This is a genomic window from Chitinophaga filiformis (genome assembly GCF_023100805.1).
Taxonomy (GTDB): Bacteria; Bacteroidota; Bacteroidia; order Chitinophagales; family Chitinophagaceae; genus Chitinophaga; species Chitinophaga filiformis_B.
The window spans coordinates 5,496,114-5,517,623 of record NZ_CP095855.1 but is presented as its reverse complement, the minus strand read 5'-3'; the positions used below and the strand labels follow the sequence as shown (position 1 = coordinate 5,517,623).

18 protein-coding genes are annotated in these 21,510 nt (G+C 47.8%); 8 read left to right on the top strand and 10 right to left on the bottom strand.

Features of this window, described 5'->3' with window-relative positions; all coding sequences use genetic code 11:
- Positions 1-51 precede the first annotated feature (51 nt).
- The 8 genes from MYF79_RS21340 to MYF79_RS21305 all read right to left on the bottom strand — a co-directional run bounded on the left by MYF79_RS21340 (position 52) and on the right by MYF79_RS21305 (position 7,241).
- The gene (locus MYF79_RS21340; RefSeq protein ID WP_247809870.1) at positions 52-2,091 is read right to left on the bottom strand and encodes a glycoside hydrolase family 65 protein; all 2,040 of its coding nucleotides are present in this window, start codon (positions 2,089-2,091) and stop codon (positions 52-54) included.
- A gap of 145 nt (positions 2,092-2,236) precedes the next feature.
- Positions 2,237-3,301 (bottom strand): ArsO family NAD(P)H-dependent flavin-containing monooxygenase, encoded by a 1,065-nt coding sequence (locus tag MYF79_RS21335; RefSeq protein ID WP_247809869.1) that lies wholly within the window; start codon positions 3,299-3,301, stop codon positions 2,237-2,239.
- Positions 3,302-3,348: 47 nt separating this feature from the next.
- A complete protein-coding gene (locus MYF79_RS21330; RefSeq protein ID WP_247809868.1) occupies positions 3,349-3,762 on the bottom strand; it encodes an arsenate reductase ArsC in 414 nt (137 codons plus the stop codon).
- Between the two features lie 29 nt (positions 3,763-3,791).
- Positions 3,792-4,877 carry an ACR3 family arsenite efflux transporter gene (arsB, locus tag MYF79_RS21325; RefSeq protein WP_247809867.1) on the bottom strand — a complete coding sequence of 362 codons (1,086 nt, stop codon included), beginning with the start codon at positions 4,875-4,877 and terminating at the stop codon, positions 3,792-3,794.
- 15 nt (positions 4,878-4,892) lie between these two features.
- Positions 4,893-5,381 (bottom strand): GNAT family N-acetyltransferase, encoded by a 489-nt coding sequence (locus MYF79_RS21320; protein ID WP_247809866.1) that lies wholly within the window; start codon positions 5,379-5,381, stop codon positions 4,893-4,895.
- Positions 5,382-5,391: 10 nt separating this feature from the next.
- Entirely contained in the window at positions 5,392-6,237 is an 846-nt protein-coding gene (locus MYF79_RS21315) for an arsenite methyltransferase (RefSeq protein WP_247809865.1), read from the bottom strand.
- Between the two features lie 54 nt (positions 6,238-6,291).
- Positions 6,292-6,621: an ArsR/SmtB family transcription factor gene (locus MYF79_RS21310; RefSeq protein ID WP_247809864.1), complete on the bottom strand. Its 330-nt coding sequence runs from the start codon at positions 6,619-6,621 to the stop codon at positions 6,292-6,294.
- An 80-nt stretch (positions 6,622-6,701) separates the two neighbouring features.
- Positions 6,702-7,241, bottom strand: coding sequence for a TIGR00730 family Rossman fold protein (locus tag MYF79_RS21305; RefSeq protein WP_247809863.1), 540 nt, complete (start codon positions 7,239-7,241; stop codon positions 6,702-6,704).
- Between the two features lie 1,176 nt (positions 7,242-8,417).
- On the opposite strand from MYF79_RS21305, the gene MYF79_RS21300 reads away from it, so the two are divergent.
- A complete protein-coding gene (locus MYF79_RS21300; protein WP_247809862.1) occupies positions 8,418-9,077 on the top strand; it encodes a hypothetical protein in 660 nt (219 codons plus the stop codon).
- A gap of 82 nt (positions 9,078-9,159) precedes the next feature.
- On the opposite strand, the gene MYF79_RS21295 is transcribed toward MYF79_RS21300, so the two are convergent.
- The gene (locus MYF79_RS21295; protein ID WP_247809861.1) at positions 9,160-10,260 is read right to left on the bottom strand and encodes an NADH:flavin oxidoreductase; all 1,101 of its coding nucleotides are present in this window, start codon (positions 10,258-10,260) and stop codon (positions 9,160-9,162) included.
- A 587-nt stretch (positions 10,261-10,847) separates the two neighbouring features.
- Between MYF79_RS21295 and MYF79_RS21290 the strand changes: the two genes are divergently transcribed.
- The gene (locus MYF79_RS21290; protein WP_247809860.1) at positions 10,848-11,927 is read left to right on the top strand and encodes a S1 family peptidase; all 1,080 of its coding nucleotides are present in this window, start codon (positions 10,848-10,850) and stop codon (positions 11,925-11,927) included.
- 466 nt (positions 11,928-12,393) lie between these two features.
- Here the strand turns inward: MYF79_RS21290 and MYF79_RS21285 are convergent, their stop codons facing one another.
- Positions 12,394-12,867 (bottom strand): Lrp/AsnC family transcriptional regulator, encoded by a 474-nt coding sequence (locus tag MYF79_RS21285; RefSeq protein WP_199655176.1) that lies wholly within the window; start codon positions 12,865-12,867, stop codon positions 12,394-12,396.
- Positions 12,868-12,998: 131 nt separating this feature from the next.
- On the opposite strand from MYF79_RS21285, the gene MYF79_RS21280 reads away from it, so the two are divergent.
- The 6 genes from MYF79_RS21280 (at position 12,999) to MYF79_RS21255 (ending at position 21,421) form a co-directional block, all read left to right on the top strand.
- The gene (locus tag MYF79_RS21280) at positions 12,999-14,456 is read left to right on the top strand and encodes a CoA-acylating methylmalonate-semialdehyde dehydrogenase (protein ID WP_247809859.1); all 1,458 of its coding nucleotides are present in this window, start codon (positions 12,999-13,001) and stop codon (positions 14,454-14,456) included.
- 26 nt (positions 14,457-14,482) lie between these two features.
- Positions 14,483-15,835 (top strand): aminotransferase class III-fold pyridoxal phosphate-dependent enzyme, encoded by a 1,353-nt coding sequence (locus MYF79_RS21275; RefSeq protein WP_247809858.1) that lies wholly within the window; start codon positions 14,483-14,485, stop codon positions 15,833-15,835.
- Between the two features lie 212 nt (positions 15,836-16,047).
- Positions 16,048-17,571, top strand: a complete 1,524-nt coding sequence (locus MYF79_RS21270) for an NCS1 family nucleobase:cation symporter-1 (RefSeq protein ID WP_247809857.1) — start codon at positions 16,048-16,050, stop codon at positions 17,569-17,571.
- Complete coding sequence (gene hydA / locus MYF79_RS21265) at positions 17,555-18,937, top strand: dihydropyrimidinase (protein WP_247809856.1); 1,383 nt, start codon at positions 17,555-17,557, stop codon at positions 18,935-18,937. Before MYF79_RS21270 ends, hydA begins: the two co-directional genes overlap by 17 nt.
- Before the next feature lie 28 nt (positions 18,938-18,965).
- Entirely contained in the window at positions 18,966-19,832 is an 867-nt protein-coding gene (locus tag MYF79_RS21260; protein ID WP_247809855.1) for a nitrilase-related carbon-nitrogen hydrolase, read from the top strand.
- Positions 19,833-20,050: 218 nt separating this feature from the next.
- A complete protein-coding gene (locus MYF79_RS21255; RefSeq protein WP_247809854.1) occupies positions 20,051-21,421 on the top strand; it encodes an NAD(P)-dependent oxidoreductase in 1,371 nt (456 codons plus the stop codon).
- Positions 21,422-21,510 lie beyond the last annotated feature (89 nt).

Here is a 21,510-nt window from a genome sequence, read left to right as displayed (position 1 = left end):
TTTGTTATAAAGTTCAGGTGCAAATATTTGGCGCGTTCTTTAAAAGAAGCCTTATTGTTTTATAGTATAAGTCTTCTTATCCGGCCCCACGCCCGTTATAGTCAGGCTTTTCCAGCCAGCAGGTAAAACGGATCTCACTTGCCTGATGCCCTGGGAAGTAATGTCAAGTCCGCCAAAGCCCATCATTAAGCTTTGCAGGATGCCGCCGGCGCCGGTAGCAAAATATGGATTGGTGCCGCCCTTGGTTTCTGCAATCACCCTGAAGGGCGGATTCAGGTTAGGCTCATAAGCATCTTTAAAAAAGTGAGCTGCTTTGTTTGCATCACCAAGCCTTGCATACAGTAAAGCAAAAATAGCCTGTGTCATGGCAGGAGTACCTTCGTTAGGCACACGCGTGGCGTAATAATCCAGGTCCTGCTTTATCTGTGAGTTCGCTGTAATTTCCTTTAGCGGATATGCCAGCAGGTTTACATCCGCCTGTTTTATACCTTCTCCGTTATAGGCTGCATGCTCTTTCGTTACACCATTGTCAAGCTTTAAAACAGGAATATTGTCTGCAACGTTTTTCCAGTCAGCATCAGGTACAATACCCAGGAGTTTCGCAGCTTCGGTGGCAGCATAAAGATTCGCTTTTGCAGCAGCGTTGGTGAATGCGTTATTGTCAACATTCTCTGCCCATTCATCTGCCGCCACTACGTTTTTAATGTCATATCTGCCGGGGCCATTCCGCTCTACACGGCTTGCCCAGAAATCTGCCGTTGCGGATAGTATCGGCCAGCCCTTTTCTTTCAGCCATGCTTTGTCCTGCGTTACGTTATAATATTGCCATGCCGCCAGGGCCACATCCGCAGTGATATGGTGTTCAAACGGACCACTGAGCGCCCAGACCGGTGTTTCTTCTACACCGCTTTCTGCACTTTCCCATGGGTACATCGCTCCTTTAAAGCCGTGCGAAAATGCATTGCGTTTTGCCGCATCAAGTCTTTTGTAACGATACTCTACCATGTTCTTCGCCAGCTCAGGATGCAGCATTAACAATGCGGGGTACATCCACAGATCGGCATCCCAGAAAACGTGGCCGTTATAACCCAGTCCCGAGAGTCCCATGGGCGATAAAGAATATCCTGTACCTTCCCGGCTGAACGCATACAAATGATATAACATGCTATGCACGTCCTGTTGCACCTGCGCATCGCCCTCAATAATTATATCGCTCTTCCATAGGTCCTCCCAGGCTTTGTTGTGAAAGCTGATCAGCCGTTCTCTTCCTTCCAGTTTGGCATAGAGGGTCATACGTTCGGCTTCATTCAAAGGATCATCATGCTGCGCCGACGTAATAGAAGAACCAACGATGGAATAACGGTAAGTTTCACCAGCCCTGATGCTGCGTGTAAACTTCATCAGGTGCATGTTATTGTCCCACATTTCATGAATGACCTTAGGCTCCTTACCATGGGGCTCTGCAAATAAAAAGGTATTGGAGGCACACATGAGCAGTTTGCCCGTAGGGCTTTTGGCGGAAGAAGTAAGCAGGGATATCGTTACATGCGGCCTGTCTATTTCATTGTAGTAATTCTGCACATCGCGCAGTGCATCCGGCGCTTCCATCACGCTGGCGCCGGTAATGGTGATGTCTTTCTTAGCAGTTATTTCCACATCCATCAACACCGTAAAAGGCAGATGACGCAGGGCGTAATAGGTTGTTCTGGCAGAGGCTTTATCTGTATAATCGAAGGAGGTGCTGAAACCGCCGTGCTGCATATCGAGCGACTGCTGAAAGTTACTGACCGACTTCGCGTCCACTCTTTTACCATCCACCTCAAGATACATATTCAGCAGGTTGAAGCTCTTCAGGAAATTACTCACCCTGCCACGGCCATACAGGTCATAAGCGCCTGCAAGCACCACATCTTTTACCTTAAAGGGTTCCGGTGAAGATACGATCCCGATCATGCCATTGGCGGCAGTAATGCCATAGTAATTGGCCGCGTCAATATTCGCGGCATTGATCTTCCATTTGTCCTGTCCAAAAGAAACTGTGGATAATAAGAAAAGGCAAATTGTGAGCACGAAGCGGTACATCATGAACATTTACTGGTGAAATAAATAATATATCCGTATAGTTTTTCATCTTCGCTACTGATGGGTAGCGTACAATGCGCCCGTAGACAGCGTACCTAATATACGGCTTTCTGTTCTTTGATGATAGTGCTATTTATTGCATGTTCCGGTAAAATCAATGAAGCGGGGCCTTTAAAAAGAGCTGCACCTCATCAACCGTCTTTTTAGCGGTACGTCCTACGCCGATCAATGTCGCAGAGGCGAAGCCTGTCCAGGAACCATAGCCGACTAGCCAGAGCCCTGCAATATCGGTGGCGCTCGTTTCGTGTGTGCGGATCTTTCCATCCGGCTGACAGATGTGCAGTGATGCCAGATGCTGTAATGCAGGAAGAAAACCGGTACAGAAGATAACCGCGTCAACGGCTTCCCGCCGGCCATCATTCCAGCCAATGCCGTTCTCATAGAAATGATCAAAGGCAGGTAGCGCATGATATACATCTCTTTCAATGGCGGCTCTGACAAGCGGTACCTGTACAATATGGCCAAGAGAGGGCGGCTGATAGTTTTTACCTTCCTGCCTGGCTTTATAGAGTGCGGTAGCCGCATCAAAGAGATAACGTCCATCTACATGATCAGGAAGGAATGAAGGCGTGTTCCTGGTCGTCCATAATACATCTGCGACTTTAGACACCTCTGCCAGTATCTGGGCGCCGGAATTCCCTTCACCGGCCACGACGACCCGTTTACCGGCAAATGCCGCCGGACCGCGATAATCGGCAGAATGTATGATCGTCCCTTTAAAAAGTGCTTTACCAGTAATATCAGGAATAACAGGGTGGGAGTAGCTGCCTGTAGCGCTGATAACGGCTTTCGCAACATAGGTTCCCTGGTTGGTGGATAACAGGAACAGGTCATTTTCTTTGCTGACATCCAATACCTCCACCGGTCGTATCACCGGAAACTGGTACTTGCTTTCATAGTCCCGCAGGTATTGCAGTGTCTCGTTTTTTGTAGGATATTTGTCGCTTCCGCCGGTCATAATAATGCCCGGCAATGAGCTCCATTGCGCGGGCGAAAATAAGGTGAGAGAATCCCATACATGCTGCCAGGATCCTCCCGCTTCTTTTTCCTTATCAAGCAATACATAGCGAAGCGTTGTCCTTCTTAAATAATAAGCTACTGCCAGCGCACTTTGACCGCCGCCGATAACAATTACATCGTATACATTGTCCTGACTCATTATTTCAAATGCTTAGCTGCTAAATTATTGCTTGTACTATATATTCCTTACAGATTATTTGCTACAAATTGCCTGGAATAAGTCTTGATCTGCTCGCGCACATTACGGAATGCATCCATGATCTGCTCCGGTGTTCCTGTTGCTTTTGCAGGGTCGGGAAAGTTTTCGTGAAATTGTATTGCGGATGATGGAAAAACAGGACAGCGTTCTTTTGCATTATCGCATACGGTAATGACATAGTCAAAATTGATATCCCTGTACTCGCTGACATTATTGGAAGTATGACCGGAAATGTCAATCCCGTCTTCGGCCATCACGGCAACTGCTTTAGGGTTTACGCCGTGTGTTTCCACACCTGCACTGTAAACAACGGCTTTGTCGCCTGCAAAATGTCTTAAATATCCTTCGGCCAGTTGGCTGCGGCAGCTGTTGCCGGTACAGAGCACGAGTATTTTCTTCATGAAGAGTGTATTTAGATCGTTATTATCAGTTAAGCAACTATGTTTTGAACTTCAGGCCCATACCATTTCTTACGCAGCCAGAATGCAAGGTTTACAAGGGCGATCAGTGCCGGCACTTCTACCAGTGGTCCTATTACACCGGCAAACGCCTGTCCGGAATTGATCCCGAACACACCGATCGCTACTGCAATAGCCAGTTCGAAATTGTTACCGGTAGCAGTAAAGGCAATGGCTGTATTCCTTGAATAGTCAGCTCCCAATGTCTTGCCGATGAAAAAGCTCAGCAGGAACATGATGGAAAAATAGATCAGCAATGGAATAGCAATGCGCACTACATCCAGCGGGATACGTACGATCAGTGCTCCCTTCAGACTGAACATCACAATAATGGTGAACAGTAATGCGATGAGCGTAATGGGAGAGATCAGGGGGATGAATTTCCGTGTATACCACGCTTCTCCTTTGAGCCTTATCAGGCTGTACCTGCTGACAACACCGGCTGCAAAGGGGATGCCCAGGTAGATCATCACACTGCGGGCAATATCACCCATGCTGATATGGATGTTCAACCCTTTTAACCCAAACAGGGGCGGCAACACGGTGATGAACACATAGGCATATACACTGTAAAGCGCTACCTGGAAGATACTGTTCAGCGCTACCAGCCCTGCCGCATATTCACGGCTGCCTTCTGCCAGTTCGTTCCATACAATGACCATGGCAATACAGCGGGCAAGGCCGATCAGGATCAGGCCTGTCATATATTCAGGATATCCGTTCAGAAACAGTATAGCCAGCAGGAACATCAGTATCGGGCCGATCACCCAGTTGAGCAGGAGGGAGGCCCCAAGGATCTTTGTATGTCTGAACACCTGTCCCATTTGTTCATAGCGTACTTTCGCAAGCGGAGGATACATCATCAGTATCAATCCGACGGCCAGCGGGATATTGGTTGTTCCACTGGACATCTCATTGATGTAAGAGGGAAATTCAGGCAGAAAATAGCCCGTAGCCACACCAATGGCCATCGCTATAAAGATCCATAGTGTCAGATACCTGTCCAGGAAACTCAGTTGTTTTCTGTTATGTGCAGGTGTACAGTTATTCGCAGACATATTTACCAGTTTTTATTAAACACCGGTAACGGTGCTTCTTCTTTCCATCAGTATGGTATTTCTCCAGATGCCGTTCATCTGGCCTATCTTCTCACGATAGCCTACCTGCCTGAAACCATTTTGTTCGTGCAGCCTGATGCTGGCAACATTTTCAGGGAATATGCCGGCCTGTAAAGTCCAGAAGCCATGCGCTTCACTTTCCCTGATCAGTGCCTGCAGCAGTTTACTGCCGATGCCTTTGCCTCTGGCAGCTTCTCCGACATATACGCTGACCTCCGCCACACCGGCGTATACACAGCGGCCGGATACGGGCGTGAGCGCAGCCCATCCCAGCAAGGTGTCATTTTCAACAGCTACCAGCCGGCAGTGTTGTGTATGGGATTGGTCCCATTCCTCCCAGGAAGGAGCGCTTGTCTGGAAAGTGGCATTACCACTTGCAATGCCACTTTCATAGATAGTTTTTACCTGCTCCCAGTGTGCAGGTTGCATGGAAATGATCTGCATAAGCAATTTTTTATTTTGAGCAGCAGTCAGGTCCGCAGCAGCTGGTAGCCGCTGGTTTCTCTGCATATACGGTGATGCTGTATATGCCTGTTCCGCTGTTTTTAAACGCTTTGATCTCATCGGCTGACAGGTAACCTGACAGGATATCATCCGGTACGATAATGGCTTTTTCTTTCTGCACGGTAACCTTGGTAAAGCCATTGTTATGGATCAGATCCAGGTACACCTGTTTTTGTATAGCACCTGACACACAACCTGCATACATCTCAGCGGCTTGTTGTATAGCCGGTGGCAGGTTTCCTTCCAGCACAATATCGGAAATACTGAAATGACCTCCGGGCTTTAATACCCGGTAAATTTCTTTCATCACGGCATCTTTGTTAGGAACGAGGTTCAGCACACAATTGCTCACCACTACATCGGCCACATTAGCGGAAACAGGCATCATCTCAATATCTCCCTGTCTGAATTCGACATTATTAAACCCGCGTACTTCCGCATTAGTGCGTGCTCTTTCTATCATGGCCGGTGTAAAATCTATCCCGATCACTTTCCCTGTTTCACCTGTTTCATGCCTGGCTATAAAACAATCATTCCCTGCACCACTGCCAAGGTCTATCACGGTATCGCCTTTTTTGATCTGTGCAAACTGGGTCGGCAGGCCGCATCCGAGACCGAGGTCCGCATCTGCGTTATAGCCTTCCAATGTACTATAATCATCACTCATGATGTTGTATACTTCAGTGGAGCAGCAGCTGGAACCGCAGCAGGAAGCCTGGTTGCCGGCCTTATCCTGTAAAGCGATCTCACTGTATTTCTCTTTCACCATGTCTTTGATTTGCTGATCGTTTGACATAAAATGGAGTTTAAAGTATTATTGTAATATTACGATGAATAAAGGCAAAAAAAATCAACAGCACTTATTATCGAGGCTTACCTCCCCAAAGAAACTGTTGAACAATTGTTTATACTGTTTCCAGACTGCCGGATTGATACAATAGCAAACACTGGCGCCTTCAATAGTTCCCTGGATGATCCCCGCGTTTTTTAATTCTTTCAGATGCTGGGATGTAGTTGCCTGGGCAAGCCCTAATTCTTCCACCAGGTCACCGCATACACAGGCATTGGTCTTCACCAGGTACTGCAGAATGGCAATACGTGCAGGATGTGCAAGTGCTTTCGCCATACTGGCGAGTTCATTTTGCTGTTTGGTGAAAAGGTCTGTTTTACTAGCTCCCATATCGCAATATTACGATGATAGTTTTAAACAAACAAAAAAATAATAACAAGCTTTATCTTCTCAGGATGGTCGGATCACTATTAGGATAACCAGCCATTAAAGATAGCCTCCGGAGTATCAACCACGGTAAAAGCATGTGCGGGATCGCCGTACAGGAATCCTTTTTCCTTCATTATTGAGATCTGCTGTACGAATGGATCATAGAACCCCGCTGAATTAAGCAGGATGACTTTTTTATCATGGATACTCAGGCTGTTCCATGCCATCATTTCAATCACTTCATCGAGTGTACCATAACCTCCCGGAAGTATGATCGCTGCATCGCAAAGACTGTACATCATCTTTTTCCTGGTATGCATGTCTTCCACAATATGGAGCTGTGTTAGTCTGTCATGTTTGAACTCTCTTTCCACGAGCGATTTAGGCATCACACCAATTACATTGCCCTCATTTTCCAATGCCGCATTAGCGACAGTCCCCATAAGGCCGGTATTACCGCCACCATAAACGAGCGTGATCTTATGCTGTGCAAGTAATGCGCCCAATGCTGCTGCGTGTTGTGAAAAGAGAGGATCACTTCCTGGTTTGGAACCACAGAAAACTGCTGCTGATTGAAACATGATGTAGATGATTAGGGTGTAATATTAACAGATAAAAGTGGAATATTTATATAAGGAGAGTATATTCTGTGGTTTCAATGAAAACGAATAATGCGGCTCATTTAAAGGGCGAATGTTCGTAAGAGATAAATTCTGTTAATCTGTAATATGAAGATTTGAAATAAAGTATCCGCATGGTTTAGAAAAAAAATATCAAAATAATCATCTCTGAATCAATCAATCACTTAACTTTGCAACACCAATAACCCAACGAAAATATTTAAAACCAAAATTTAAAACCCAAACAAATGAAAAATCTATCAAACCTAGGACTACTACCGCTACTACTACTACGTCTAAAGAACCAGCAAGGACAGTCCAATTTACAACTCACCAAACCTGCATTAGCAAATGAAACAACAAGCAAATTACATTTACCCTCTGAGTGATTCATACGCTATGCAGGCGAGCAATTACCTGCGACTGAATCACGTACACCTCAATACCCATCGGCCATCCAGGCTTTCTCACATACCAGGTCTCACTACAATTTTATCCCCGGCCGAAAGCAAAATACGCACTAAAGATCACAACAAGCCTCCTACATATACCGATATCAGTCCCCACGCAATAAATAATTCTTACCTACAGCTAAGTTCCGGAATAGCTCCGCAGATAGTCTGCGATATAACGCTATCCATCGGTGTACACTAAACGATAGTATACCAGGAATAACCAGCAACAAACGGCAATGCATACTTAAAAAGCTGCGCAAATAATTACAGCTGCGTTCTCAGAACGGGGCGCGGAGCGCTTTTCCTGTCGCTGGCCAAAGCCCGGCCCGGGAGTATGGATTCTTTTGCCTGAACAGGTCATAAAGCGGCCTGGGAATGAAGAGCTCATTCCCGGGAGGGAAAGCTATTGCGAATAAGTTGATTGATACGTTCTCAATAAATCCGTTGGAGAGACAGTCGATGCATTAACATGATTGTATTTCCAATGACAGCGATTTTTTATCCGTAGAGTTATGAGGAATAGAACAGGCCTGGTATTCCTGCCGGGCCTCTCTTTAAAATTCCGAAGGCCTGTTACGGACGAATGAATCGCAGGAACCCTTGTAGCAGTGTTCCTTTGAGAGCCCGGCTACCGGAACTGGAATAGTTTTAAAATATATTGATTACAAAAAAAATAATAACAATGCCTAGAATAAAAACAGCGCAATCATTTTGGATGTGGTTTATGTGCCACCAGAAGGTGTACTTACACTTAGATAAGGTAAATGAAAAGGAAAAGGAAGCATGGTTAGATGAATTGTTGAATCAATTGCATAAGTATCATAAGGATCTTGGGTATGTATTGAACCTTGAGCATGGGTTGCATGCAGAATTGATCATATCAGCAGAAGGAGATTTCAGATTGTTTGAGGAGGTCACATTTTTAATAAACGTTGCCCCTGTCCTGGACGATTGGCTCTTTATCAATTTGGTATATCCAACGGAAGTGAAGGGAACGTTTACGCATGATGATATGGTGTTCTTTCCTGACGATATTTATTTTACGGCGCGACATAATAATAAGCGTTTGGGATTATTGGATCTTCAGTTATATATGGATATAACTCAGCCTAACTGGCAATCAGCAGCATTCCAAAATGCGGTTAACCTGCTTTTGTTAAATCTTCTGGGTGAAATAAACTTCGCCACAACTATCGGCAAATTTTCAGTACATGACCTACAAAACGTCAGGGGCAAAAAACAGCTTCATGCACTGCATAAGTTGCCTGAGTTTGTAGCTACGCGTAACGTAATAAGAAAACTGCTTCCGGCTATGATGAGCCAGGGCATTTTATTTTTATGAGGGATTGATGTTAGGGGGTTTAATTAGATAACAGCGCCCCGGTGTCTACCGGGGCGCTTGTTTGTTATATCAACGGATATGGTTATAGCAATTCCGCTAACGCCTCTTTTGAAAATCCTTTCAACTCTTCGGTCCTGCCTTCCTTTATCTTTTTTACCCAGTTAGGATCTGCCAGAATCGGTCTTCCAACAGCCACGAGGTCAAAATCTCCCCGGTCAAACCGACGTATCAGTTCATCCAGTGAGCTAGGCTGTGAGCTCTCGCCTCTGAATGAAGCAAGGAACTCTCCGTTCAATCCTATTGAACCGACAGTGATAGTGGATTTACCGGTAAGTTTCTTTGCCCATCCGGCAAAGTTCAGGTCTGAGCCTTCAAACTCTGGTTCCCAGAAACGGCGTTGTGAGCAATGGAAAATATCCACACCTGCATCCGCCAGTGGTTGCAGCCAGGCTTCCATTTCCTGCGGAGTTAAAGCCATTTTGCTATCGTAGGCATACGGCTTCCATTGTGACAAACGGATGATGACTGCAAAATCATCTCCCACACGTCTCCGTACTTCTTTGATCACCTCAACGGCGAACCTGGTGCGTTCTGCCAGTGTTTTGCCGCCGTAACGGTCGGTCCGCAGATTCGTCTTTTCAGAAAAGAACTGATCTAGCAGGTAGTTATGTGCACCATGTATCTCAACGCAGTCAAATCCCAGTCTTTTTGCATCCGCAGCAGCATCGCCGAAAGCCTTGATGGTATCTTCAATATTCTTTTCCGACATCGCGACACCGTTCGTATTATCAGGTCTGTTAATGCCCGAAGGGCCCTCAAAAGGAGTGAGGGGCAACCAACCGGAATAGTGATTGTCTGCAACACCCTGGTGCCATATCTGCGGTCCCATGCTGCCACCGGCTTCATGTACCTCGTTGATCACCCGCTGCCAGCCTTTCAGGGAACTTTCCCCATGAAAACGGGGGATGTTCGGATCTGCAGAAGATGCCGGTCGGTTGATCACCGTACCTTCGGATAAGATCAATCCTACCTCACCCTCCGCACGACGGCGATAATAGGCAGCTACATTATCTCCCGGAACGCCGTTCGGCGAAAATGACCTCGTCATAGGGGCCATTACAATCCTGTTCTTTATATTCAGCGACTTGAGGCTGAAAGGCTTAAATAAGCTCAGATTACTCATTCTGTTTACATTTATATATGTTGACCCAATAGGGGATAAAAGAATTCCAGGAGCAAATATATCGGAGATTTCCGAAATGCCAATTAGGTTTTACGCATAAATGACATTTTCCCCCGCATTAGTCTCGTTTGATTTCTGCAAAAATTTTTGTAGTTTGCTGTAAGAGAGGACGGGAGAACGCCCCAAATATTTTCGAACAGATAGAACAAACCATCCTCTCCTGAAAAGTTACGGACCCCAAAAAATACTTTCATGAACGTTGCTCCCTTTTCACCACTGATGCCGTGTTATATATGTTATAACGAGGCGAAAGAACGATTGTTAAAGATGCACAATTACATCCGCTGAAGTTGCACGTATTATCCGGTTTATGTCCCGGTTTTACCGGTAATGTTACCTGTTTATACATCCGGATGTATCACCCGGTTTTATACCCCAATAGCGACGTTGCTAGTCCGGTATTTACCGCACATGATACACAGCCACGCGTCATCATCAGCGATTTTAATACCAATTTAACAACACAATCACCACACACACTTGCAACACAATTACCGAATACCGATCTTTAGACAAAATAATAAAGTATGAAAACGACAGAACAACTGAAACGGGAAAACGAAATGATCCAGCAAATGCTGAAAAGCGGGGTAGAAGATCTATTGCTCAAAATTCCCGGTGTACGCCATGTCAGCATTGGCTTAAAAGAAGTGAAGGGACAAATTACAGACACGCTCTGTATCCGGATATATGTGCAGGAGAAAAAGAACAACGACCAGTTGGCAGCGCATGAAGTACTGCCTTCAGAGATCAACGGTATTCCTACAGATGTCAATGTCATTCCCGACTTTAAAGCCTGTTTGGATGAAAATATTTACCGTCCCTTACGCGGAGGCATCCAGATCACGAACCGTATTGTAGTACAGGACCCGGAGAACTTCGGTAATGAAATAGCCCATGGCACCCTTGGCTGCCTGGCAACAGACAAGGAAACCGGCAAACCGGTACTGTTAAGCAACTGGCATGTAATGATGGCCAATAATGCAAAAGTAGGCGATAGAATATACCAGCCGGCTCCCGCAGTACCCGATATCAATTTGTCGTTATTACCATACCATCCTAAAGATGACGTTAATGCAGTAGGTAAGATCGTCAGAGCTGTTATTAACAACAAAGTAGATGCTGCGATCGCAGTAGTTGATTATCCCCGCATCAATGGCGATGCTCAGTATCTCAACGAGATCAATGGACTTTGTCTGAACGGCAGGCCGGAACAAAACGTGATCCTGGGACAGACCGCCGCTATCGCCGGACAAACAGTCTTTAAAGTAGGAGTCGTATCCGGACGCACAGAAGGCAGGATCGTGGATATCAACTATCCTGTTACCTCCTTTCCCATAGAAGGCGTGAACCGCACCTTCACCGGTCAGATTGCCATTCAGCCCCTCCAACCCGATATGCAATTCTCCGACAAAGGAGATTCCGGCTCCGTGATCATCGACATCCACAACAATATCGTCGGCCTCTTATTCGCCAGCAACGGTCATGCAAAACCCCAGATCACCCTTGCCAACCACATTTCCGACGTTCTGGAGGCCCTGAATATCAGCATTAACTTCTCCACTCAAGACGTCTCTTCAAGTCCTCACAAACAGGAACACCAATAAGTTAAATAGCAACAAGGATGAACACCAGCAGTGTGTTATCAATCAGAAACGATAACAACAACAAAGAGTAATAACTATAAACAGCAGTCAATATTAAACAGGAACAATAATAATAAGCAGCAATAACAAGAAGGATGAACAACAAGTGTGTTAATACCTGATAAAGGAATCATAAAAATCGGAGAGCAAAAAAATCAAAAGACGGCAGTAAAAGCAGGAACTCCACCACTCAATTATCCCCCAATGAGTAGCAGCGGGTTTGAGGTGGAGACGAAGGGCCTTATCCCTTGTAGAGCCTTGATACGATTGACAGGGGTTCAATAGCAATCCCCAAGCTCATACGCTTGAAAAAGTTCAATAGATAGTGCCCTCAAAGGGATACAGCCCGCAGTCCCATCTCAAACCGCGCGATACTCAAAAAGCACCGTCCACTAACTATTCGCGACGATCATTCGCATACAATCTCTCACCCTTTCAGCAACATCAAATCCGGCTGCGCATACTTATACACCTTGAAATATATCGTAGTATTCGTTTGATACACCCCTTCAAATGTCGACAGCTTATCCACGAACGCCAGCAGGTGATCATTATCCCTGCACATAACATTCACCTCAAGATCATATGCCCCCGACGTCATCGCCAGAAAGCTCACCTCCGGTAGCACTGCGATCCGCTTCGCTACAGTCTCTTTCAATGTCGCGGGTCGAACATACACCGCAATATGCGCATAAGACCGGAACCCTACTTTCTCCGGATCCACGCGGCCGATAATACTGATCGTCCCTTCTTCAATCAGCCGGTTAAACCGCGTCCGAACAGTGCCAATAGAAACATTGAGTTTTTCAGCAATGATAGTAAATGAAACCCTGCCATCCTGCTGAAGGTAGGTTAAGATAGAGAAATCAAGGTCATCCAGGGGAAGCTTAGTCTTTGCCATTTCCAGTTCGAATATAGGAGTTAAATGAAATGTGCAGAAATGTCAGAAAGTACATACTAAATGTACATTTTTTTCAGTAAATTAAGGGTATCGTATAAAAAATGCATTCATAACCCAAACTCCCCAAGGCAATGAAATACGAAAGGGTCAGGAATTTCATTAACGGTCACTTCAAGGAAGTATCATCTCCACGTACACTACCTGTTATTTCTCCTTCAGATGGCAGCATATTGACAGAAATGCCCTGCTCCACTGCCGCAGATGTAGCAGAAGCGGTGCAGGCCGCAAAAGCCGCTTTCCCAAAATGGAGTAAAACTCCTATTAAAGAAAGAGTACAGGTTTTTTTCAGATATAAATACCTGCTGGAACAATACCTGGAGGAACTGGCCGCACTGGTTAGCGAAGAGAATGGGAAGACCATGACGGAGGCTGTCGCCGAAGTAGAAAAGTGCATTGAACTGACCGAATTCGCTACTTCATTGCCGCAGCTGATCACAGGGGAGGTGCTGGAAGTCAGCGCCGGAGTGGAATGCCGCACCGCTCATGTACCATTGGGAGTGGTCGCCTCTATTGTACCATTCAATTTTCCGGCCATGGTGCCTAACTGGACGATTCCCAACGCCATTGCCCTGGGCAATTGCATGATCATAAAACCATCTGAAAAGGTGCCGCTCAGCCTTGGCGTGCTCGCACGACTGCTAAAAGAAGCCGGACTGCCCGACGGCGTGCTGAATATCGTCAACGGCGATAGTGAAGTGGTCAACGCCATCTGCGATCATCCCGATATAGAAGCTGTATCATTCGTAGGCTCTACCAAAGTGGCGAAGATCGTCTACCAGCGGGCTACGCAAAACCTGAAACGCTGTCTTGCGCTTGGAGGTGCAAAGAACCACCTGGTGGTATTACCCGATGCCAAACCTGGTATGACTGCCCAGAACGTAGCCGCATCTATGAGCGGTTGCGCCGGACAACGTTGTATGGCCGCATCGGCCATGATTGGCGTAGGGCAGGTAGATCATATCGTAGACCTCGTCTGTGAAGAGGTGAAGAAGATCGTACCCGGACAAAACCTCGGCGCTGTTATCAGTAAAGAATCGAAAGAAAGAATAGAAAAATATATCACCGAAGCCGAAGCCCAGGGTGCCAGGATACTTGTCGATGGCCGTGGCGCAAAAGTAGCCGGCAAGGAAAACGGTACATATGTAGGTCCTACTGTCATCGATTATGTAACCGCTGATATGGCCGTTGCGAAAGAAGAGATCTTCGGCCCCGTCATCAGCATCATGCGCACCAATACCGTAGATGAAGCACTGGTCATCGAAAACGCCAATCCTTATGGCAACGCTGCTTCCGTATTCACACAGAACGGAGGTATGGCGCGTTACATCGCCGAAAGGGCCAGCGCCGGAATGATCGGCGTTAATGTAGGGGTGCCCGTACCCCGTGAGCCTTTCTCTTTTGGAGGATGGAATGAAAGTAAATTCGGTGTAGGCGATATCACCGGCAAGAGCTCCATAGAGTTCTGGACCAAGCTAAAGAAGAGTACTACCAAATGGAATCCCGAAGAGGGAATAAACTGGATGAGTTAGCACATTGTACACCCAAATTGACCGCTATGTCAGAAACAGGGACTATCTCCCATGCACAGGAAATTATCCAGGAAAACCTGGACTATACCTTATTCTCATGGAGTAAACAAAAGGGCATTGCCCCCATTGCCGTAAAGTACGCTGCCGGCGTGTATCTCTATGACTATGACGACAAGCGTTACCTTGATTTTTCATCAGGACTGATCAATGTAAACATCGGCCATGGCCATCCCCGCGTCACCGCCGCTGTGGTGAAGCAGATGCAGGAAGTCAGTTATGTCACGCCGGGATGTGTAACAGAGGCACGCGGCAAACTGGGACATAAACTGGCAGAGATCAGCCCCGGCAACCTGAAAAAGACCTTATTCACCGTCTGTGGTGCCAGTGCGATAGAGAATGCCATCAAGCTGGCCCGGCTCTATACCAGCAGGCATAAGATCATCGCCCGCTACCGGGCCTTCCATGGGGCTTCCTATGCTGCCATGACTGCCGGTGGCGATCCCCGTAAGCTGGCCCACGATGCGCAGCAGGTCCCCAACATTGTACATGTGGAAGATCCTTATTGCTATCGCTGTCCCTGGGGAAAGGAAATAACCACCTGCAGCCGCGAATGTGTAAGCCACATAGAAAGGGTCATCCAGTTTGAAGGTCCGGAAAACGTAGCAGCCATCCTGATGGAAGGAGAAAGCGGCTCTTCGGGTTGTATCAAATATCCGCCGGATTACCTGCAGAAGGTGCGGGCCCTCTGCGACAAATACGGCATTCTCCTGATCGCCGACGAGGTCATGAGCGGTTTCGGCAGAACAGGAAGATGGTTCGCCTGCGACCTGCATGGGGTGGTACCCGATATGATCGCTACCGCGAAAGGAATTACTGCCGGGTACATCCCCCTGGGAGCTTTGATCGTAAGTGATAAAATAGCGGCCCATTTTGACGATAAAACGCTCTGGCTGGGCCTGACCTATTCCGCACATCCAGTAGCCTGCGCAGCGGGTGTGGAAGTGCTGAATATTTACGAAGACGAACACCTCATTGAGAACGCTGCCGCAATGGGGGCTTACATAGAACAGGAAGTAGAGATCATGAAACAGCATCATCCCTGTATCGGCGATTTCCGGAACACCGGCCTGCTGGGATGTATAGAGCTGGTAAAGAACCGCGAGACAAAAGAACCAATGGTGCCTTTCAATGCGAAGCCGGAGGAAATGGCTGTCATGAACAGGGTAGCTGCCCGGTTGAAACAATTGGGAATGTATGCTTTTGTCCGCTGGAACTATGTATTTATTGCACCACCTTTAAGTATCACAAAACCCCAGGTTGACGAAGGACTGGCAATGATCAGCGACGCACTCTCAATTGCAGATGAATATGTACTCTGAACCGTGTATATGGTAACAACAGCATGATGATATCCGGAACAACAATGGAATAACAGAACGTCAATAGGTCCTGCAGACGCCGCCGTATTCGTTGCCCGCGGTGATAACACGGGGGACGGTGACAACCCCCGGACGGTGATCCCCCCGGGGCGGTGAAAAAAACCGGGACGGTGATACCCCCAAAAACAAATCATAAAACAACATAAACATAAATGGACGCCCGCAACCACGACATCAACCAAAATATTCCCCGTTCCGCGCTTTACAGCGAGGACCTCGCCCCCGTACCTGCGTCGCGGCGAACCTGGAACACATGGAACTATGCGAGCCTCTGGATAAGCATGAGCCTTTGCATCCCGACCTACATGCTGGCCAGTTCACTGATAGAAGGAGGAATGAACTGGTGGCAGGCTATCCTGACCATCTTTGCCGGTAATACCGTCGTACTGATCCCCATGATCCTGAATGGTCATGCCGGTGCGAAATACGGCATTCCCTTCCCGGTATTCGCCCGCGCCAGCTTTGGCACTAAAGGCGCTAATATCCCGGCTATGCTGCGTGCTATCGTTGCCTGCGGATGGTTCGGTATCCAGACCTGGATCGGCGGATTTGCTCTCTACCAGATGCTGCAGCTGTGGATACCTGGCCTGGCCACTTTAGCGCCGGTATTCCCCGCTTCCTTCGGACTAGCCACTGGTCCTGCTATCTGCTTCCTGTTATTCTGGCTGCTCAACATGTATATTGTGTATTTAGGGATAGAAAGTATCCGGAAACTGCTGGTCTTCAAAGCCATCTTTCTCCCTGTGGCGGTACTGGCGCTTCTGTATTGGGCGGTGACCTCAGTAAAGGGCGGACTAGGTCCAATTTTGACACAGCCCTCAAAATTTACTTCCGGCGCTGCCTTCTGGGCTTTCTTTATTCCCGGGCTCACGGGTATGGTGGGCTTCTGGGCCACGCTCTCACTCAATATCCCCGACTTTACCCGCTACGCTGTCAGCCAGAAGGCACAGATCAAAGGACAGGCCTTAGGACTGCCCCCGTCCATGACCTTATTCTCTTTCATCGGCGTAGTGGTAACTTCTGCTACCAATATCGTATACGGTACCACGATATGGGATCCTGTCGTACTGGCCGGTAAATTTGATAACAAGATCCTGGTCAGCATCGCCATGATCGCAGTAGCGATATCTACACTGGCCACTAACATCGCTGCGAACATCATCAGCCCTGCCAATGACTTTGCGAACCTGGCGCCTGAGAAGATCAACTTCCGCAGGGGTGGTTATATCACGGGTATCATCGGCATCCTCATTTTCCCCTGGAAACTGGTCGCTGACCCTACCGGCTACATCTTCACCTGGCTGGTCGGTTATTCGAGCTTATTGGGCCCCGTAGGCGGCATTATGATCGCCGATTATTACCTGATCCGTAAGCAGCAACTGTTGGTGGATGAATTGTATGATCCGCAGGGCACCTACAGTTTCTCCAATGGCTTCAACCGTTATGCGATGATCGCTCTGCTGCTGGGCATTATACCCAACATCCCCGGTTTTCTGACCACTATTAAATTCATATCCCCGGATGCTGTCCCCGGCTGGATCAATCAATTATACAGTTATGCATGGTTTGTAGGATTCTTTGTATCCGGCATCAGTTACTATCTCATCATGCGTTCTTATAGTATCATTACCACCCCCGGAAAAAACAACGAAGTCAATTATGTCACTGCTGATTAAAAACGGAAGGATCATTACCGCCACGGACGACTACCTGGCGGATATATTGGTGGAAGGCGAGCAGGTCGCCGCTATCGGTAAAGAACTGATAGCTGATGCCGAAGAGATCATTGATGCCGCTGGCATGCTGGTCATGCCGGGAGGCATCGATCCGCATGTACACCTCGATATGCCATTTATGGGCACCTTCTCCAGCGATACGCACGAAACAGGCACCAGGGCGGCCCTCTTTGGCGGCACCACCACTGTGATCGATTTTGTGTTGCAGAAACAGGGACATTCCCTGCGCGAAGCGCTGGACGAATGGAACAGCAGGGCCCGCGGTACTGCTGTCGGCGACTATAGTTTCCACATGGCGGTGACCGATTTTAACCCCGGTACGAAAGCCGAAATAAAGACCATGGTGGAACAGGAAGGTATCACCTCCTTTAAGACATTCATGGCCTATAAAGGCGCCCTGATGATCGACGACCGGCAGATGACCGCATTGATGCAGGAAGTGAAACAGCAGGGTGGTATGGTGACGGTACACGCTACCAATGGCGACGTTATCGATTATCTCGTTGCGAAAAATCTGGCTGATGGGAATACATCTCCGCTATACCATTACCTCTCGCAACCGGAAGTGACGGAGGCCGAGGCCTCCGCCCGTTTTACAGATCTGGCCAATTATACCGGCTGTCCGGGATACATTGTCCATCTTACCTGTGAAGGCGCCCTGAATGCGGTGCGCAACGCTACCCGCCGCAATCAGAAGGTCTATGTAGAAACCTGTATCCAGTATCTCCTGCTCGATGCCTCGAAATATGATATGGGCTTTGAAAGCGCCAAATGGGTCATGAGCCCGCCTCTGCGTGAATTAAAAGACCAGGAAACATTATGGGCAGGTATCAACCAGGGGCTCGTTAATATTGTTGCCACCGATCATTGTCCCTTTATGTGGAAACAAAAACTGATGGGTGAGAACAATTTCTCAAAGATCCCGAACGGTCATCCTGCCATTGAGAACAGGATGGAACTGCTGTTCAGCGAAGGTGTGAACAAGAACAGGATCACCCTCAACAAATACGTGGAAGTGGCCTGTACCAATCCCGCAAAGATCTTCGGGATGTTCCCCCGCAAAGGCACCATTGCTATTGGCAGCGATGCCGATATCATTATCCTTGATCCGAAACAGAAACATACTATCAGTGCCGCTACCCATCATATGCATGTAGATTACTCCGCCTATGAAGGATGGGAGCTGACCGGTAAAGTAAAGACCGTGTTGCTGAGAGGCAAAGTAGCCATCGACAACAACGAATGCCTGGTACCCAAAGGCTACGGCCAGTTCATCAAGCGTAATAAGGTAAGCGGAAAGATCTGAACAATTCATTACCCTAAAATAGATCCTCATGTCGCGTATTATCAAATCAGGACTTATTCAAATGAGCTTGCCCAAAACAGAAGGCGAAGGAAGCATCGACGAGATCAAAGAGGCCATGTTTCAAAAACATCTCCCGCTCATCGAAGAAGCAGGAGAAAAAGGTGTACAGATCCTCTGCCTGCAGGAGATATTCAATACCCCTTATTTCTGTCCCGGGCAGGATACTAAATGGTACGCCTCCGCTGAAACCGTTCCCGGACCTACTACGGAGAGGATCGCTACCTATGCGAAAAAGTACAGCATGGTGATCATCGTGCCCATTTATGAAAAAGAACAGGCAGGGGTACTTTACAACACCGCCGCTGTTATTGACGCAGATGGTACATACCTTGGTAAATACCGGAAGAACCATATTCCGCATACCTCCGGTTTCTGGGAGAAATTCTTCTTCAAGCCCGGCAACCTTGGCTATCCTGTATTTCAAACCAGGTATGCAAAGATCGGGATCTACATCTGCTACGACCGTCACTTCCCCGATGGCGCCAGGGTACTTGGTTTGAACGGAGCAGAGATCGTTTATAATCCTTCTGCAACCGTGGCTGGTCTGTCGCAATACCTCTGGAAACTGGAACAGCCCGCACACGCTGCTGCCAATGGATATTTTATGGGATGTATCAACAGGGTGGGAGAAGAGAAACCCTGGAACCTGGGTAAGTTCTACGGATCATCTTATTTCGTAGATCCCCGCGGCCAGATCTTTGCCAGCGCCTCGGAAGATAAAGACGAACTGCTCATCGCCACTTTCGATCTCGATATGATAGATGAAGTAAGAAGTGTATGGCAGTTCTTCCGTGACAGACGACCAGAAACTTATGGCAAGCTTACCGAGCTGTAAGTAATCATAATTAATTGAATGCAGGACGTCTGTATCTGCTGCATTCAGACTCCGTCAGGAGTCCAGGTGTTTGTAGCCCCGGGTTGCAAACCCGGGGACAACCGGCAATCCGACAACCGGCAATCCGACAACCGGCAATCCGACAACCGGGAAATCCGACACCCGGAAATCCGGCGTCGGGAAATCCGGCAACCGGGGGAAACAATAAAATCAACTATATGGCAGTACGTAATAACCGATTATCTGCTGAGGAATACCAGCAGCACTTCAGTGACATTCATCCGCCTTTTGAGACGCGCGATGCGGCACTGGTAGAAGCAAACCGCTGCCTCTTCTGTTATGATGCGCCCTGTACCAAAAGCTGCCCCACCAGCATCAATGTTCCTAAATTCATTAAGCAGATCACTACAGACAATCTCAAGGGCTCCGCTTACACAATATTCTCTTCCAACATCATGGGCGGTGGCTGCGCCAAGGTCTGCCCCGTAGAAAAACTCTGTGAAGGCGCCTGCGTATACAATCTTATGGAGGAAGAACCGATCCCTATTGCCCGCCTGCAACGGTATGCTACAGAAAGGGCAATACAGGAGAAATGGCCTTTGTTTGAAAGAAAAGCATCTACCGGTAAAAAAGTAGCTGTGATCGGCGCCGGACCTGCAGGGCTGAGTTGTGCGCATGCCTTGTCGAGAGAAGGTGTTGACGTGACCATCTATGAAAAGGAAAGCAAGGGCGGTGGCCTCATGACTTACGGTATCGCGGCTTATAAGGTTACTCCGCAGTTCTGCCAGGAAGAAGTAGATTATATCACCTCCATTGGTGGAATAGATATTCAATACAACAAGACCTTCGGTAAAGACATCACGCTCGAAGCGTTACAACAACAGTACGATGCGGTATATCTTGCTTTCGGCGTTGGTCTTGCCCGTCAGTTATATATTCCCGGCGAGCAACTGGATGGAGTGGTAGATGCTATCAGTTTCATTTACGATATCCGCAACAGTGGTTTTCCAACCGTTCCCGTGGGCGACCAGGTGGCGGTGATCGGTATGGGTATGACGGCCATCGACGCCGCTACCCAGGCAAAGCGGCTGGGAGCGAAAGAGGTGACCCTGGTATATCGCAGAACCCGGCAGGAAATGCCTTGTACAGAAGCAGAGATGAACCTTGCACTATTAGATGGTTGTAAGATCATCTGGCTGGCAGCGCCTACGGAAATATTGGGCGAAGATGGAAAGGTGACACACCTCGTCTGCAATATGGTAAAGCTCGAAGACGCCGCTGGTGGCCGCCGTCAGCCGGTCATTACGGATGAGCAGCTCACACTGCCCGTAGATATGGTGATCAAGGCCGCCGGACAAATGCCCTTTGAACAATTAGTGCATAGTCACCAGTTAAACAACGATCATGGAAAGGTGACCACTACCGATACTGGCGTCACCAGTATTGCCGGTGTCTTCGCGGGCGGCGATTGTGTAAATGGCGGCAAAGAAGTGGTGGATGCTGTCCAGGCAGGAAAAGACGGCGCCAGGGCAATATTGGAATATCTGCAGAATGTGCTGAGCTCAAGGGTTAATCCGAACGGAGAGTGATATCTGATGATAGATTGGCAATTACAAATGCACTTGCGCAATGGCGTCTAATGCATACTGCAAGCTTGGGTCTCAGGCAATGGATATAA

What these genes read in the sequence shown, in the direction of transcription:
- MYF79_RS21255 (WP_247809854.1), top strand. Translation starts at nt 20,051, where the DNA reads ATGGCAGTACGTAATAACCGATTATCTGCTGAGGAATACCAGCAGCAC.
- MYF79_RS21295 (WP_247809861.1), bottom strand. Translation starts at nt 10,260, where the DNA reads ATGAGTAATCTGAGCTTATTTAAGCCTTTCAGCCTCAAGTCGCTGAAT.
- hydA (WP_247809856.1), top strand. Translation starts at nt 17,555, where the DNA reads ATGTCACTGCTGATTAAAAACGGAAGGATCATTACCGCCACGGACGAC.
- arsB (WP_247809867.1), bottom strand. Translation starts at nt 4,877, where the DNA reads ATGTCTGCGAATAACTGTACACCTGCACATAACAGAAAACAACTGAGT.
- MYF79_RS21335 (WP_247809869.1), bottom strand. Translation starts at nt 3,301, where the DNA reads ATGAGTCAGGACAATGTATACGATGTAATTGTTATCGGCGGCGGTCAA.
- MYF79_RS21270 (WP_247809857.1), top strand. Translation starts at nt 16,048, where the DNA reads ATGGACGCCCGCAACCACGACATCAACCAAAATATTCCCCGTTCCGCG.
- MYF79_RS21275 (WP_247809858.1), top strand. Translation starts at nt 14,483, where the DNA reads ATGTCAGAAACAGGGACTATCTCCCATGCACAGGAAATTATCCAGGAA.
- MYF79_RS21285 (WP_199655176.1), bottom strand. Translation starts at nt 12,867, where the DNA reads ATGGCAAAGACTAAGCTTCCCCTGGATGACCTTGATTTCTCTATCTTA.
- MYF79_RS21260 (WP_247809855.1), top strand. Translation starts at nt 18,966, where the DNA reads ATGTCGCGTATTATCAAATCAGGACTTATTCAAATGAGCTTGCCCAAA.
- MYF79_RS21320 (WP_247809866.1), bottom strand. Translation starts at nt 5,381, where the DNA reads ATGCAGATCATTTCCATGCAACCTGCACACTGGGAGCAGGTAAAAACT.
- MYF79_RS21310 (WP_247809864.1), bottom strand. Translation starts at nt 6,621, where the DNA reads ATGGGAGCTAGTAAAACAGACCTTTTCACCAAACAGCAAAATGAACTC.
- MYF79_RS21290 (WP_247809860.1), top strand. Translation starts at nt 10,848, where the DNA reads ATGAAAACGACAGAACAACTGAAACGGGAAAACGAAATGATCCAGCAA.
- MYF79_RS21330 (WP_247809868.1), bottom strand. Translation starts at nt 3,762, where the DNA reads ATGAAGAAAATACTCGTGCTCTGTACCGGCAACAGCTGCCGCAGCCAA.
- MYF79_RS21340 (WP_247809870.1), bottom strand. Translation starts at nt 2,091, where the DNA reads ATGTTCATGATGTACCGCTTCGTGCTCACAATTTGCCTTTTCTTATTA.
- MYF79_RS21305 (WP_247809863.1), bottom strand. Translation starts at nt 7,241, where the DNA reads ATGTTTCAATCAGCAGCAGTTTTCTGTGGTTCCAAACCAGGAAGTGAT.
- MYF79_RS21280 (WP_247809859.1), top strand. Translation starts at nt 12,999, where the DNA reads ATGAAATACGAAAGGGTCAGGAATTTCATTAACGGTCACTTCAAGGAA.
- MYF79_RS21300 (WP_247809862.1), top strand. Translation starts at nt 8,418, where the DNA reads ATGCCTAGAATAAAAACAGCGCAATCATTTTGGATGTGGTTTATGTGC.
- MYF79_RS21315 (WP_247809865.1), bottom strand. Translation starts at nt 6,237, where the DNA reads ATGTCAAACGATCAGCAAATCAAAGACATGGTGAAAGAGAAATACAGT.